The following is a 14,557-nucleotide window of genomic DNA, read 5'->3' as shown; positions in this document are numbered from 1 at the left end:
AAAAAATTGATTTACAGCGCTTAATTCGCACATATTCAAAAGAAATAAAATTAGCTATGCCTGATAAATACCGATTAAGTGGGAGAAAGCATTCATTTGGACTACAAAAAAAGGGAAGCTTTTTGCTTCCCCCATTTATGACTATTTCAATGTTTGGTCAAATAAACCCATGGTTCTTGTCCAAGCCAACTTGGCCACTTCTGCATTGTAGCGTGCAGGTGAAGAATCATTATTAAAAGCATGTTGCGCTCCTTCGTATACGAAGATTTGATAATCCTTCTTATTGGCTTTCAATGCTTCTTCAAATGCAGGAATTCCAGCATTTATTCTTTCGTCTAAACCAGCATATTGAAGCATTAACTTGGCTTTTATTTTTGGCACATCAGCCACTTCGGCTTGTCGACCATAATAAGCCACCGCAGCAGTTAACTCAGGATCCATCACAGCCATGGAATTGACCATGCCTCCACCCCAACAGAATCCAACGACACCGGTTTTCTTATTGCTGTTTTTCAATCCTCGTAAATAATCAAGACCGCTCTTAATATTTTCTAAATTTTGAACTGCGTCTAATTTAGCAAACAAAGCGCGTCCTTCATCTTCATTGACTGGTGTTCCTCCAAAAGGAGAAAGCGCATCAATACCTAAAGCAATGTATCCTGCTTTAGCAATTCGACGGGTAACATCTTTGATGTGTGGGGTTAATCCTCTGTTTTCATGGATAACCAATACAGCGCCTAATTTCCCTTTGGATAATTTAGGCTGTACCAAATACCCTTTCATGGTACAGTTTTTTGAAGGATATGAAACATCCTCCATCAATAAATCGGCATCTTGTACAGATACTTGATTGGCCATGGCATAATTGCCTTCTAACATAGGTAAAATAGCTAATGCCGCCGCTGTTCCACCAGCTAATTTGCTCAACTTAGCTAAAAACACTTCCCTTTTTAATGGTTTGTGGGTGTACTCATCAAACAGGTTAATAATTTTCTGATCCATCTTTTTTTCATTTAAGCATGTGAGTGAATATGTATTATGGGCTCTGTCTTAAAGTGCGTAGTAATATCCAAATATGATGTTCATCTCGTCTTCGGAAGTTAAACCAAAACGGATGATGCGATTCGTATTATTTTCATAGGTAACCACCGAAGTTAATCCCTCTCCTGCTTTTAGCTCAATCACTTTGGGAAAATTAATGACAGTAGGGTGCGCCCAGTCTGTACTTTCATAAATCACCTCTCCATTCCGGGCACCACCTTTGATTTTAATCTGAAATAACTTGCCCCACTGATGGGTATGAGAGGTTAATGAAACGATGGCTACTGCTTTATCAAAAATAAAATCTTTAGAAATAACGGTCTTTTGATTGGCAGGTATCGTCAAATTGGTATTATTAAAATCAATCATTTGTACCACTTTTTTCACCTGATCGGCTTTCACGGTATATAGATTGACATAGTTCTCTCCAAAGATTACTTCGTTGGTTTTATTAAAGTAATGTGGGTTCAAATCAATCGAACTATTGGCAGGAAGCAGTAGAGCAGTTCCTTCAGGAAAAGAATAATCTGAATTAGGATCCGTACCTCCCCCTAAAAAAATGTGGTTTTGCATCTGCAGGAAAGTAAACACGTTAATGCTATTATCACTGTTTCGTAAATCTCTTACTTCATTCAGATTTGGTAAAGACTGTTTACTTTCAAAATCGTACAAGACCATGTGATGGCTATTAGGTCTTGACTTTAACTTGATCCGCGAAACATACACAGGTGCAGAATTATTCAATGGCTTGCGCACAAACAACTCACGTTCAAAATTTGGTGCCACAGAAAATTTCTCAACTTTCAATTGAATCCCTTCCTTTCCTTCAGCAGAAGGTTCTATTAAAGGACTAAAATCGGAACTAACAGCATAACTCGGGGTGGTATCATCTAATAATTTGGCATCGGCAACTTCCCCTTTTTCTGGGGCTCCAGCCTCAATCCAATTTTGAATAAATTTCAATTGACCAACAGAAAGGGGCTTCCCTCCCAAGGGCATGGGTACACCATAATCAATACTAGAATGATGCGCTACATCCCAATTTAATTTATGATACAGTAAACTTTGGGTAGACTGAAACTTGGTAACTCGTAAAATTTTATTGAGAACGGCATTCGGGTTTTTAGAAGCCACTCCTACCAACTGTGCATATGAAGAAGATTTTGCTAGTATTAAACCGTGCTGTGCAAAAGAAGCATCAGTATTAGAAAGATGACATCCCGAAGTGGCACAAGTTGGCGTAAATATGCGATCCTGAATTAAATCAAATGAAGAGGTCAGCGAACTAGCTGGATTGGGTGAATTAACAGGCTCAACTGATTGCTTGGTGCAAGCAGAAAAAAGCATGATTAAAGCAAATAATGCCCAATAACTGTTTTTCATCGTAAGGTATAAATATCGTATACTTCGCCTGGCAAAATACGTAAAACACGTGCCAAAACTAATAGAACTAATTTTCTTGAAGCTAGCCAAAGTGGTAAGGATTGCTTCTCTGCAAACAAAGCTAATGTAATCTGTTGATTTTCATGCAAATACTCCATCAACCATTTTTCAGATGGACCAAAATTAAATTGAATTCCCTCTTCATTTTCCCGTCTCAATATTTGTTTCATTTCCTTACTCGCCTGTACCGTACGATCTTTAATGCGCACATAACACTTAGGCTGTGGTTCATCGGATAATTGCACAAAATGCGGTTTATCGATACTAGGAAATATATGATAAACTAAAATAGCTCTTTGAGAATCAATTTCAACTCGATAATTGGTATAGGAAAAAACAGGAAAACAATACTTCTCAATGGCACGATCTAATAGGAATTGTTCTTCATCCACAAACTTCACTCCTTGTACCTGGCCCTCATCACTTACCCCAACTAAGAGCGTCCCTCCGTCTGTATTGGCAAAAGCTACCATTTCCTTGATAATCTTTTCTGGAAATTTAACTTTCATTTTAAACTCCAAGCGATGCCCTTCACCTTGCTTTACCAAGCTTTTTATTGCTTTCAAGTCCAAAAAAGGAGATTTATCATCCTCCATTCCCTCATTCATCCAAATCTCTGAGCCTTGATACATCCTACTTTGTTTATTGTGATGAATTTACAAAAGATTTATTTCCTTCATATGAAGTCTTGTAAATCTTTTTAAAATCAAGTATAGCAATTCAATAGACATTGTGTATTTTTGTGAAAATTTTAAGAGTATGGATATTTCAACCATTGAAAAAGCCTTATTAAATCTCTCCCTAGAAGAACGATTGCAGGTATTAACTCAATTATTCCCTCAGGAGAAAATTGTATTTTCTACTTCTTTTGGACAAGAAGATCAGGCTATTTTATATGCCATTGCTAGCCAATCTCTTCCCATTCACCTGTTCACTTTAGATACAGGCCGTCAATTTCAAGAGTCCTATGAGTTAATGGATTTGACAAGCAGAAAGTATCAAATTACGATTGATACTTATTTCCCAAAAACGGAATCGGTAGAGAAACTAGTCAAGGAAAAGGGCTTCAACTCATTTTATAGTTCGGTAGAAAACAGAAAAGAATGTTGCTTTATTCGTAAAATGGAACCTTTATCCCGAGCTTTGCAAGGAGCAAAAGTTTGGATTACTGGATTACGAGCTGAGCAATCTGAAAACAGAGCCAATATGCCTATTGTAGAATGGGATGAACAAAGAAAATTGATCAAAATTAACCCTTTGATTGATTGGACATTTGATGAATTAAATCAATATTTAGTTGACCATAAAATACCGCAAAACCCATTGCACAAAAAAGGATTTATCTCCATTGGCTGCGCACCTTGTACTCGAGCCATTGCTGAAGGAGAGCATCCAAGGGCAGGAAGATGGTGGTGGGAAAACTCCCAAAAAGAATGTGGTTTACACGCCTAATTTATTATCCATTTTATGACAAATTCAACCATTAAGGACAAAATAGGACAGTTTCCAAGAAAATTGGAGGATGAATCTATTTATATTATGCGTGAAGTTGCCGCCCAATTTGAGCGTCCCGCTTTACTATTTTCTGGAGGTAAAGATTCCATTACCTTAGTTAGATTAGCCCAAAAAGCATTTTTCCCAGGGAAAATTCCTTTCCCCTTGGTACATATAGATACGGGACATAACTTCCCTGAAACCATTGAGTTTAGAGATTGGCTGGCCAAGGAAACAGGAGCTGAGCTAATTGTACGTTATGTACAAGATTCCATTGACCAGGGAAAAGCCAAAGAAGAAACAGGCAAATATGCCTCCCGTAATGTGCTACAAACAGTCACTTTATTAGATACTATCGAAGAATTTAAATTCGATGCCTGTATCGGTGGAGCCAGAAGAGATGAAGAAAAAGCGAGAGCTAAAGAACGTATCTTTTCTGTTCGCGATGATTTTGGCCAATGGGATGCCAAAAGACAAAGACCTGAACTATTTGATATGTTAAATGGTCGTATTGCTGTTGGCGAAAATGTACGTGTTTTCCCTATTTCCAATTGGACAGAGTTAGACGTGTGGAATTACATTAAAGAAGAAAAAATGGAAATCCCAAGCATTTATTTCTCACACCAACGCCAAGTTATTGAGCGCGATGGGATGCTTTGGGCTGATTCAGAATACTTGAATAAAGAAGCCGATGAAATTCCATTTGAAGCCACTGTTCGCTTTAGAACAGTCGGAGATATGACATGTACTGCTGCTGTCGAATCAGATGCAGTAGAAATTGACATCATCATTGAAGAGATTTTATCAGCGGAAATTTCAGAACGCGGGGCCCGTATCGACGATAAGCGCTCCGAGGCCGCCATGGAAAAAAGAAAGCAACAGGGATATTTTTAATAGGAGAGAGAAAGGAATATGGATATTTTACGCATAGCTACTGCAGGTTCTGTAGATGATGGAAAAAGTACATTGATTGGTCGATTATTGTATGAAACCAATTCAATTACTAAAGATAAAATTGAAGCATTGGAAAGTGCTTCCAAAAGAAAAAGATTAGATTTTTTAGATCTTTCTCTTTTAACAGATGGTTTAATAGCGGAAAGAGAACAAGGCATCACCATCGATGTGGCGCACATTTATTTCTCCACACCCACGCGCAAATACATCATTGCAGATACTCCTGGTCACGTAGAATATACGCGTAACATGGTTACGGGTGCTTCGAATGCCAAAGTCTCTTTAATCTTAGTGGATGCTCGTCAAGGTGTTGTAGAACAAACCGCCAGGCATCTATCCATTGCGGCTTTACTACGAATTCCCAAAGTCATCATTTGTGTAAATAAAATGGATTTGGTTCAATACGATGAAGCCAAATTTGAAGCCATCAAAGAAAGCTTACGTTCTTTAGTTGCCCAAACCACCTTTGTAGGTCAAGAAATTAGCTTTTTACCTATTTCTTCTTTGTTTGGACAAAACATCACCCAAGCAGCAGATAAAATGCCTTGGTATCAAGGAAACACCTTGTTAGGGGAATTAGAAGCATTTGAATTTGCTGAAAGCCTCGCCCATGCTCCAGCCCGTTTTCCTGTTCAATGGGTAATACGCCCTAAAACAGAAGAATACCACGACTACCGAGGTTATGCTGGAAAAATTAGTTCAGGAACTTTTCAAGTTGGGGATGTAATCAAAGCATTGCCTACAGGACAAGAAAGCACCATTGCATCCATTGAAAAATTTGGTGAGCAATTAGAGCGTGCCGAAGCAGGTGATTCGGTTGTTATTACCTTAACGACTGATGTTGACATTTCACGCGGAAACTCTTTGGTATTAGCCTCTGATACCCAAGCTCCACAATTAAAAGATTTTGCAGCTCATATATGCTGGTTGGACCATCAAGCATTAAGTCCTGGGAAAACCTACTTATTACAACACGGAGTCAACTTGACCAAAGCCAAAATCTCACAAATTACTGAGCGATTGGATGTAGTGGCACAAACATCTAGCCAAGATGTGGATTCCATGAAACTCAATGAAATTGGAGGAATTCAGTTACGGACTGCCCAGCCTATCATGGCTGATGTCTATGCAGAAAATCCTTCTAATGGCGCTTTTATATTAATTGATGAGTTCTCGAACTCAACTGTCGGAGTAGGTTTCGTCAAATAAACCTATTCGTATTTTTTGGGGGCGTACAAGAAACCGAAAGCTTCTGCGCCCTCTTTTTCATGCACTTCATGGTGTACATAATGTGCTTTAATCAAGCGTTTTAAATAGGTATTTTTTGTCTTAAACTTGATTTTGATTCTTCTGTGTACGATGATATCATGAAAGATGAAATAGCATAACCCATAGGTTGCTATCCCTAAGCCAATCCACAATAAGGGTCTATAAGCTTCCATTTCAGCACCTATGATAATGGTTAAGGTTGACATGACGCCAAATACCACCGAAAACAAATCATTTTTTTCCAACACATTTTTATGATGGACATGGTGCGACTCATGCCAATTCCACATGATACCGTGCATGATGTATTTGTGGGTAAACCAGGCCATTCCCTCCATGAATAAAAAAGTTCCTAGCCACAATAGTATTTCCATGATTTCCGTTTTCAATTTCAACCGAAATTACATCGAATTGTTTTAATATTCCACCTTCCTCTTTGAGCTAAATCAATTATCTTTGTAGGCTATAATGAAACCGTTCGAGGAAAACGGTCAGACCCTTCGTTTATGATTGACAAAAATTACGCCCCCCAAGAAATAGAGCAAAAATGGTATGCCTTCTGGTTGGAAAATAAGCTATTCGCTTCTAAACCCGATCCGAATAAAGAAGCCTATACCATTGTCATCCCTCCACCCAATGTTACGGGAGTTTTGCACATGGGGCATATGTTAAACAATACCATCCAAGACGTGCTAATTCGTAAAGCACGTATGGAAGGAAAAGAGGCTTGTTGGGTACCAGGAACAGACCATGCCTCCATCGCCACCGAAGCCAAAGTGGTAGCGATGTTGAAAGAAAAAGGCATAGAGAAAAAAGATATTAGTCGAGAAGAATTTCTAACATATGCCTTTGAGTGGAAAGATAAGTATGGCGGAATTATTCTTGATCAATTAAAAAAACTAGGTGCTTCTTGTGATTGGGACCGTACTCGTTTCACCATGGAGCCCAAATTATATAAGGCTGTTATCGATACTTTTGTTCGTTTATACAACAAAGGCTTGATTTACAGGGGTGTGCGAATGGTCAATTGGGACCCTCAAGGTAAAACAGCTTTGTCTGATGAAGAAGTTATCTACAAAGACGTTCAAGCCAAATTATATCATATCCAATATCCATTGGTAGATGGTTCAGGACATGTTACCATAGCGACTACTCGACCAGAAACCATCATGGCTGATGCCGCCATTTGTGTCAATCCAACAGATGAGCGCTACCTTTCCCTGCATGGTAAAAAAGTTTTTATTCCTTTAATCAATCGTGAAATCAGCATCATACCTGATGAGTATGTAAGTACAGACTTTGGTACTGGCTGCCTTAAAGTAACACCGGCACATGATCTAAATGACTATGAACTAGGCATTAAGCATAAATTACCTGTTATTGATATCATTGACGACAACGGTGCATTAAATGAAAAGGCCGTTTTATTTGTCGGCGTGGATCGCTTTGAAGCCAGAAAACGCATTGTTAAACAATTAACGGAAGAAGGTTATTTAATTCAAACTGAAGAATACAAGTCCACTATTGGTACATCTGAACGTACTGGAGCGGTTATTGAGCCGAAGCTTTCCTTGCAATGGTTTTTGAAAATGGAGGATATGGCGAAACCTGCCTTGGAAAATGTCATGAATGACAACATCCAATTGCATCCAGCCAAATTTAAAAATACCTACCGTTCTTGGATGGAAAATGTGCACGATTGGTGTATTTCACGTCAATTGTGGTGGGGCCAACAAATCCCCGCTTTTTACTTGCAAGATGGAACGCTGATTGTGGCGAAAGATAAGAAAGAAGCCTTACGCATAGCTCGAGATAAATACCAGCTATTTGCTTTGGTAGAAGATGATTTAACCCAGGATCCGGATGTATTGGACACATGGTTCTCTTCTTGGTTATGGCCAATTTCTGTTTTTGATGGTATCGAAAATCCAGATAATGAAGAAATCAACTACTACTACCCTACCAATGATTTAGTTACAGGTCCCGATATCTTATTCTTTTGGGTAGCTCGTATGATCATGGCAGGATATGAGTGGAGAGGTGAATTACCTTTCAGAAATGTGTATTTAACGGGTATAGTACGCGATAAACAGGGCCGTAAAATGTCTAAGTCTTTGGGCAACTCACCGGACCCATTGGAATTGATTGAGAAATTTGGAGCAGATGGAGTACGTTCGGGTTTATTGTTCTCTGCGCCAGCAGGAAACGATTTATTATTTGATGATAAATTGTGCGAACAAGGGAGAAATTTCTCTAATAAAATTTGGAATGCCTTCCGTTTTTTAAAAGGATTAGAAATTCAGGATGGGCCATCCTTGCCAGAACATGTGTTGGCTACAGAATGGTTTGAGTCTAAAATATCTCAAACGATACTAGATGTACAAGATCATTTTCAAAAATTCCGTATTTCGGATGCCCTATTAAGCATTTATAATTTGGTATGGGATGATTACTGTGCCAAATATTTGGAGATTATCAAACCTCCATACCAAAGTCCTATTGCATCAGAAACCTTAGCTACGGCCTTAGGTTTGTTTGATCAATTGATGCGTTTATTACATCCATATATGCCATTTATTACAGAAGAAATTTGGCAAAATATGGAAGAAAGAAAAGGTGGAATCAGTATTTGTAAATCTGAATTCCCGAAAGCGAAACCTGTCCAAGCTCCCATCATTGCTCAGTTTGATGCTTTGTTTGAGATTGTGACTAAAATCCGTGAAATCAGAAATTCCAAACAAATTTCACCTAAAGTGGCTTTGAGTTTATGCATTAAGTCGGAACAGCCACAAGCCTATGCTTCACTTGAAGCTATACTGGTTAAATTGGCGAATTTAGATTCGGTCGTATTCATTCAAGAATCTATTTCAGAGGCTCAAACTTTTGTAGTAAAATCGGATCAGTTCTTTGTTCCATTAGCCAACGACGAGGATCCTGCAGTATTAAAAGAAGAATCTGAAAAGGAGTTAGTTTATTTAGAAGGATTTAAAAAATCGGTAGAAGCAAAATTAGCTAATGAAAAATTCGTTCAGAATGCGAAAGCGGATTTGGTTGAAAGAGAAAGACAAAAACTTTCGGATGCTGAAAATAAAATCAAATCCTTGAAAGAGTTATTAGCCCGTTTAAGCTAGATGAAAAACCATAAACGTTGTTTGGGATTCTTATTGCTATTGATTTCCTCTTTTTTCATGGGCTCTTGTGGAAGCAAGGATGAAAATAAGGAAATTAAAATCAAGGCCCCTGCCATTCAGTTGGATATTCAGCGTTTAGATCAATCGATTGCAAATAGTCAAAATGTCCAGCAAATTGACAGCATCCTTCGTAAGCATCCTGAGGTTTTACAGGCTTATTTTTCTGTTGGAACAAATCGATCTTCAGAATTAGCAAAAAATTTCTTTGCTCTTTTCCAAAACCCTGCCCTTCGGAAGTTTTATGAACAGAGCCAAGAGGCAGCCTATTTTGGAGGCAAAGTATTGGAAAAAGAATTGCAAGCTGCATTTCAAGAAATAAAGAATGAGTTTCCACAAGCTAAAATCCCAAAAATCAGAACTGTATTTACTGGATTTGGTGCTGTAGGAAATTTCAAAACGCAACATTTAGTAGTTAGTGATAGTCTAATTGTCATTGGTTTAGATTATTTCATGGGAAAAAATGGGTTGTATCTCCCACAGAATGTATATGACTACCAATTAAGGCGCTTAGAGCCTAGAGCACTAGTGGGTCAAATTTTACTATTGTATGCAGGATATTTCAATCAACACGAGGCAGAAAATGCCACCATGCTCAGTGATATGATTTGGTATGGGAAAAGCTATGCATTTGCCAAAAATATGGCTCCAGCCTTAGCGGATAGCTTGTTATTTGGGTATACACAAACGGAATTAGCTGAATCAGAAATGTTCCAACAAGAAATTTGGGAACATTTTATTGATCAATCCTTGTTGTACAAACAGGATGAATTCACCAAAGCTAAATACCTAGGAGAAAGACCTAAAACCATTGAAATAGGTCCAGCATGTCCAGGCTCTATTGGTCGATGGTTAGGTTGGAAAATCATTGATGCTTATCAAAGTAATCATCCAAAAGAAAATTTGGCAGAAGTAATGGCAAAACCAGATGCCAATCAACTATTCCAGGCCTCAGGATATAGAGGTAAAGCGAAAGAATAAACATATGGCTAAGAGACACGAGAAATTTGGAGAAGGAGCTGATCCTAAAGATGCCAAAAAAGTCAATAAAGAAGGAATTCGCAAAGCATTACGTATATACAAATTTATTTTACCGTATAAATGGACTTTCGTAGCAGGAATGTTCTTTTTATTTTTCTCCAATTTAACCACCTTGAGTTTCCCGTTATTGATTGGAGAAATGACCAAGGTAATGGAAGGCAAATCGCAGTTTTCCATCAATCAGGTAACCATCTTCTTTTTTTCCATACTAGTTGTACAAGCAGTTTTATCTTTTTTTAGGATTTACACCTTTGCTCAAGTGTCGGAAAAAGCGATGCGTGATGTTCGTCAACATCTGTATTCCAAAATCATTACGCTCCCTATCTTTCAATTTGAAAAACGCCGGGTGGGTGAAATGATGAGTAGAATAACCTCTGATATTACTCAATTACAAGATGTACTTTCCATTACATTGGCAGAATTTTTCAGACAAATCTTTACACTTGTTGGAGGGATAGCCTTGATAACCTATATCTCTTGGAAGCTTACCTTATTCATGTTGGCAACATTTCCCGTATTGGTGATTGCGGCTTTAGTTTTTGGTCGATTTATCCGCAAAGTTTCCAAAAAATCTCAGGATGAATTAGCCTCTACCAACATCATTGTGGAGGAGACTTTTCAATCCATTCAAGCAGTTAAGTCCTTTACCAATGAAAAATGGGAGGTTAATCGGTATACCCAATCATTAAATTTAGTAGTTGAGCAGGCTTTAAAGGCTGCAACCTTCCGGGGAGGCTTTGTTAGCTTTATCATTTTTGCCCTATTTGGTGGTATCGTTGGCGTAGTATGGTATGGCGCGCAATTGGTTTCATCTGGAGATTTAATTTTAGCGGAATTATTAACTTTTATATTTTATACGGCATTCATTGGAGGTTCTGTGGGTGGACTGGGTGACATTTATGCTCAGTTACAAAAAACCATTGGGGCATCAGAACGAATTTTAGAAATCTTAGATGATCCATCGGAAATAAACATGGAAAAGGAATCTGACCTAGAAATTCCTTTTGGCAAGATTGACGTAAAAGATTTACATTTTACCTACCCTGGCAGACCCAATGTCCCTATTTTAAAAGGAATTACTTTCTCCATTGAACCAGGAGAAAAAGTGGCCATTGTAGGTAGTTCAGGAACTGGTAAATCCACTTTGGCTCAGTTGTTCATGCGTTTTTATGAACCAAATTCTGGTACAATTGCCTTGAGTAATCAAGAGATACAATCATTTGACGTGAGTGATTGGAGAAAATTAGTGGCATTGGTACCACAAGAAGTTTTATTATTTGGAGGAAGTATCCGTGAAAACATTGCTTATGGTAAGCCAGGAGCATCTATGGAAGAAATTGAGAAAGCTGCAGAATTAGCCTTTGCTAAACAATTCATTGAATCCTTTCCAGAAAAATGGGATACGATGGTTGGAGAACGAGGAGTTAAATTATCTGGTGGGCAAAGGCAGCGTATTGCAATCGCTCGAGCCATTTTAAAAAACCCTAAGTTCTTATTGTTGGATGAAGCAACGAGTGCTTTAGATTCAGAGTCGGAAAAGTGGGTTCAATCCGCTTTGGAAGAGTTAATGAAGAATCGTACCAGTTTGATCATTGCACATCGCTTATCGACCATTCGTTCTGCTGATAAAATCATAGTGATGCAAGAAGGTCAGATCGTTGAAACAGGTAATCATGAGGAATTGATGAACTTGAACGATGGAATTTATCAAAAAATGGTCAAATTGCAGTCTGATCATATCTAATACGATGGAGCAAAAAGCACTTAGTCTATCTGACTTTGACCTTCGACCTACTCCTTGTCGAATGGAGGTACTTGGTTTATTGCAGTCACATGATTATGCTTTAAGTCAGGGAGATATTGAACAGGAATTAAGTAGTCAATTTGATCGTGTTACGGTGTATCGTACACTTAAAACGTTCCTAAGTCAAGGACTAATCCATAAAGTATTAGATGATATTGGAGGTATCAAATATGCGCTGTGTAAAGAGTTATGTCATCAGGGAGGACATGCTCATCAACATGATCATGTGCATTTCAAATGCGACCAATGTGGGCAAACTACATGTTTGGAATTGGTACATATACCTAGCATTAGTTTACCAGCCAATTTTACAAAAAAAGAAAGTAATCTACTGATACAGGGAATTTGCAATTTGTGCAATCAAGCTTAATTAGCTAGTTTCTTTTGAAGTAGTTCGAGACAATTAGGATTAATTTTGTAACGCTTCTGTCTTCGATCTTCTTCAGAATTCACTCGAATGATGCTATTCTTTTCCCCTGTTAATAAAGTAAGTGTTTGATTCACTTGGTTAATCATGGCACTTCTTCTATAGCGTTGCGTATCAAATGCCAAATTCTCAATATCCAGAATCCGATTAACCTCATCAATGGCTAATCCATCTTCTTTTTGATTTTCAAGAATTGATTTCAGTAAACGTAAAGAGGTAAGATCAATGTCCAATTTGGCATCTTGAATGGGAGAATCGCTTGCCATAGCTTTCTTGCGCTTTGGTTTAATTCTCTTCATGAATAGAATAAGAATAGAGGCCAAAAGGAGTAAAATAACACCATAAAACCAGTCGCTTTGATACCAAGGCAAATCTGTCAAGTAACCGATAAAGGTGGCACGAGAAGCTAATTCATCAAAGTTTATAAGTAAAAAAGTATCAGAAGAAGTAGGATTGGGATTTTGCAAAACCGTTAATAATAAAGGCCCATTTCTAAAGGTACTTGGATTTTGCGGTTGAGAAACTCCCAAGGCAATACGTGCATACTTAAGCTCGAGATCATTATATTCTAATACCTCAAAATTACGGGGGTTAATAAAATAATATTTATGAATGCCATTTTTGTTACTAGAAGGTTCAAATACAAAATACTTACCGGTATAGAATAAATGTTGTCTATCATCATAGCTGTATTCTTCCAAAATTTGCTTAATGATAGGATGAGTAATTTCTCCCAATTTTTTCCAGGTTTTAGTGAAAAATGAAAATTGGTAAATTGTTTGATCCAGTTTCAATTTTCCATAATCATCACTTACATCCGTGAAATAATTAGAAAATGATACGATAACATCTTTTTCAGGAATAAAAGAGACGAACCCGTGGTACATACCAGCGGGAGATTGACCCTTTGAATTAGTAGCTTCCCATTCTTTGGTTTTTTTATCAAAATAAATCAAATGGTTGTTAGTTCTCCAGAAACCATATCCTCCTAAAGAAAATATCTCATCTCCTCTAAAAAAGCGGTATGCCAAACAATTGTCGCCACGGTAATAGGTATCGTCTTTTCGTTTCAACTGAAAATCCGTAAGATCAACCACATAAATTTGATTGGTACATTCCTGAAAGATATGAATACGGTTGGTGTTTTTCTTTTGTAAGACCGTAAATTCAGCGGTCTTCATAAAATCAGGGTGATAGGTGGAATCAGTGCTAAGGCTGTGATAGAAAACCCAAATTGAATTGGAATCTAATCGAGCGATTTCTTTTTTGTATAAATCAATACGGTATGCTTGATGGTCTACATTACTTAAATAATAGGCGAATTGATTAGCCCTGATATAAGAAGGGAAAATAAAAAGAAACAATAAGAGGCAGCAATGCTTCATACCGTAAATGTATTAAATAAATAAAATAAGGCTCTAAATGAATTGATTAAAAGGTAAGGTATTTAAAAATATAGACAAGAGGGGAGAAATGTAAATGGTAAATGGTTAATGATGAATTATAAATAGATTCATTCTACATTCTACATTTCCCTAATCACTAAACCCTAATAATAAAAAAAGCCCACTAGAAGACTAGCGGGCTTGATAATAATAACTTGGAGCTTACTTACTTTCCCGGGTTTGATCCCAGTATCATCAGCGGTGCGGGGCTTAACTTCTCTGTTCGAGATGGGAAGAGGTGAACACCCGTCCTATCGGCTCCATAAATCTTGCAAGGTTTTAGCCTTTTTCCATATTGTGAGATAAAATAAACAGTCGTTGCATTTTTTTTATAAAAGTAAGCTTTCGGGTAATTAGTACTACTCGACTTTGACATTACTGCCTTTACATCTGTAGCCTATCGACCGTGTCGTCTACACGGACCCTTCATGGAATACTCATCTTCAGGTCA

At 37.7% G+C, this 14,557-nt stretch carries 12 protein-coding genes and 2 rRNA genes; 7 read left to right on the top strand and 7 right to left on the bottom strand.

The features are described 5' to 3' along the window. Nucleotides 1-141: 141 nt before the first annotated feature. From G9H60_RS05360 to G9H60_RS05350, 3 genes are read right to left on the bottom strand one after another with little or no spacing between them, the layout of a single operon-like run. Entirely contained in the window at nt 142-1,002 is an 861-nt protein-coding gene (locus G9H60_RS05360) for a dienelactone hydrolase family protein (protein WP_223143065.1), read from the bottom strand. Nucleotides 1,003-1,050: 48 nt separating this feature from the next. Beyond that, nucleotides 1,051-2,424, bottom strand: a complete 1,374-nt coding sequence (locus G9H60_RS05355) for a monooxygenase (RefSeq protein ID WP_223143064.1) — start codon at nt 2,422-2,424, stop codon at nt 1,051-1,053. Further along, nucleotides 2,421-3,116 (bottom strand): AlbA family DNA-binding domain-containing protein, encoded by a 696-nt coding sequence (locus G9H60_RS05350; RefSeq protein ID WP_262899957.1) that lies wholly within the window; start codon nt 3,114-3,116, stop codon nt 2,421-2,423. The genes G9H60_RS05355 and G9H60_RS05350 overlap by 4 nt, the downstream gene beginning before the upstream one ends. Before the next feature lie 127 nt (nt 3,117-3,243). Between G9H60_RS05350 and G9H60_RS05345 the strand changes: the two genes are divergently transcribed. The 3 genes from G9H60_RS05345 to G9H60_RS05335 are packed head-to-tail and all read left to right on the top strand — an operon-like array spanning nt 3,244 to nt 6,141. Further along, nucleotides 3,244-3,936: a phosphoadenylyl-sulfate reductase gene (locus G9H60_RS05345; protein ID WP_223143063.1), complete on the top strand. Its 693-nt coding sequence runs from the start codon at nt 3,244-3,246 to the stop codon at nt 3,934-3,936. Between the two features lie 15 nt (nt 3,937-3,951). Continuing rightward, nucleotides 3,952-4,872: a sulfate adenylyltransferase subunit CysD gene (gene cysD, locus G9H60_RS05340; RefSeq protein ID WP_109324110.1), complete on the top strand. Its 921-nt coding sequence runs from the start codon at nt 3,952-3,954 to the stop codon at nt 4,870-4,872. 18 nt (nt 4,873-4,890) lie between these two features. After that, nucleotides 4,891-6,141 (top strand): sulfate adenylyltransferase subunit 1, encoded by a 1,251-nt coding sequence (locus G9H60_RS05335; RefSeq protein ID WP_223143062.1) that lies wholly within the window; start codon nt 4,891-4,893, stop codon nt 6,139-6,141. Nucleotides 6,142-6,143: 2 nt separating this feature from the next. On the opposite strand, the gene G9H60_RS05330 is transcribed toward G9H60_RS05335, so the two are convergent. Further along, the gene (locus tag G9H60_RS05330) at nt 6,144-6,575 is read right to left on the bottom strand and encodes a sterol desaturase family protein (protein ID WP_262899956.1); all 432 of its coding nucleotides are present in this window, start codon (nt 6,573-6,575) and stop codon (nt 6,144-6,146) included. A 132-nt stretch (nt 6,576-6,707) separates the two neighbouring features. Between G9H60_RS05330 and G9H60_RS05325 the strand changes: the two genes are divergently transcribed. From G9H60_RS05325 to G9H60_RS05310, 4 genes are read left to right on the top strand one after another with little or no spacing between them, the layout of a single operon-like run. Then, nucleotides 6,708-9,332: a valine--tRNA ligase gene (locus G9H60_RS05325; protein ID WP_223143061.1), complete on the top strand. Its 2,625-nt coding sequence runs from the start codon at nt 6,708-6,710 to the stop codon at nt 9,330-9,332. Next, nucleotides 9,333-10,370 (top strand): gliding motility protein GldB-related protein, encoded by a 1,038-nt coding sequence (locus G9H60_RS05320; RefSeq protein WP_223143060.1) that lies wholly within the window; start codon nt 9,333-9,335, stop codon nt 10,368-10,370. A 4-nt stretch (nt 10,371-10,374) separates the two neighbouring features. Next, entirely contained in the window at nt 10,375-12,174 is a 1,800-nt protein-coding gene (locus G9H60_RS05315) for an ABC transporter ATP-binding protein (protein ID WP_223143059.1), read from the top strand. Between the two features lie 4 nt (nt 12,175-12,178). After that, nucleotides 12,179-12,604, top strand: a complete 426-nt coding sequence (locus tag G9H60_RS05310) for a Fur family transcriptional regulator (RefSeq protein ID WP_223143058.1) — start codon at nt 12,179-12,181, stop codon at nt 12,602-12,604. Here G9H60_RS05310 and G9H60_RS05305 read toward each other — a convergent pair. From G9H60_RS05305 to G9H60_RS05295, 3 genes are all read right to left on the bottom strand, one after another. Continuing rightward, complete coding sequence (locus tag G9H60_RS05305; protein ID WP_223143057.1) at nt 12,601-14,046, bottom strand: Kelch repeat-containing protein; 1,446 nt, start codon at nt 14,044-14,046, stop codon at nt 12,601-12,603. The two genes, G9H60_RS05310 and G9H60_RS05305, sit on opposite strands and share 4 nt — an antisense overlap. A 213-nt stretch (nt 14,047-14,259) precedes the next feature. Then, nucleotides 14,260-14,371, bottom strand: a 5S ribosomal RNA gene (gene rrf, locus G9H60_RS05300). A gap of 68 nt (nt 14,372-14,439) precedes the next feature. Further along, nucleotides 14,440-14,557 (bottom strand): 23S ribosomal RNA (locus tag G9H60_RS05295); the annotation flags it as partial.

This window comes from Aquirufa aurantiipilula, assembly GCF_019923745.1.
GTDB classification, from domain to species: domain Bacteria; phylum Bacteroidota; class Bacteroidia; order Cytophagales; family Spirosomataceae; genus Aquirufa; species Aquirufa aurantiipilula.
Note: the sequence above shows the minus strand (reverse complement) of the source record. Positions and strands in the feature narration are given on the sequence as shown.

Excerpts from the sequence above, each read along its gene's own strand:
- G9H60_RS05360 (WP_223143065.1), bottom strand. The coding sequence starts at position 1,002 with ATGGATCAGAAAATTATTAACCTGTTTGATGAGTACACCCACAAACCA.
- G9H60_RS05355 (WP_223143064.1), bottom strand. The coding sequence starts at position 2,424 with ATGAAAAACAGTTATTGGGCATTATTTGCTTTAATCATGCTTTTTTCT.
- G9H60_RS05350 (WP_262899957.1), bottom strand. The coding sequence starts at position 3,116 with ATGTATCAAGGCTCAGAGATTTGGATGAATGAGGGAATGGAGGATGAT.
- G9H60_RS05345 (WP_223143063.1), top strand. The coding sequence starts at position 3,244 with ATGGATATTTCAACCATTGAAAAAGCCTTATTAAATCTCTCCCTAGAA.
- cysD (WP_109324110.1), top strand. The coding sequence starts at position 3,952 with ATGACAAATTCAACCATTAAGGACAAAATAGGACAGTTTCCAAGAAAA.
- G9H60_RS05335 (WP_223143062.1), top strand. The coding sequence starts at position 4,891 with ATGGATATTTTACGCATAGCTACTGCAGGTTCTGTAGATGATGGAAAA.
- G9H60_RS05330 (WP_262899956.1), bottom strand. The coding sequence starts at position 6,575 with ATGGAAATACTATTGTGGCTAGGAACTTTTTTATTCATGGAGGGAATG.
- G9H60_RS05325 (WP_223143061.1), top strand. The coding sequence starts at position 6,708 with ATGATTGACAAAAATTACGCCCCCCAAGAAATAGAGCAAAAATGGTAT.
- G9H60_RS05320 (WP_223143060.1), top strand. The coding sequence starts at position 9,333 with ATGAAAAACCATAAACGTTGTTTGGGATTCTTATTGCTATTGATTTCC.
- G9H60_RS05315 (WP_223143059.1), top strand. The coding sequence starts at position 10,375 with ATGGCTAAGAGACACGAGAAATTTGGAGAAGGAGCTGATCCTAAAGAT.
- G9H60_RS05310 (WP_223143058.1), top strand. The coding sequence starts at position 12,179 with ATGGAGCAAAAAGCACTTAGTCTATCTGACTTTGACCTTCGACCTACT.
- G9H60_RS05305 (WP_223143057.1), bottom strand. The coding sequence starts at position 14,046 with ATGAAGCATTGCTGCCTCTTATTGTTTCTTTTTATTTTCCCTTCTTAT.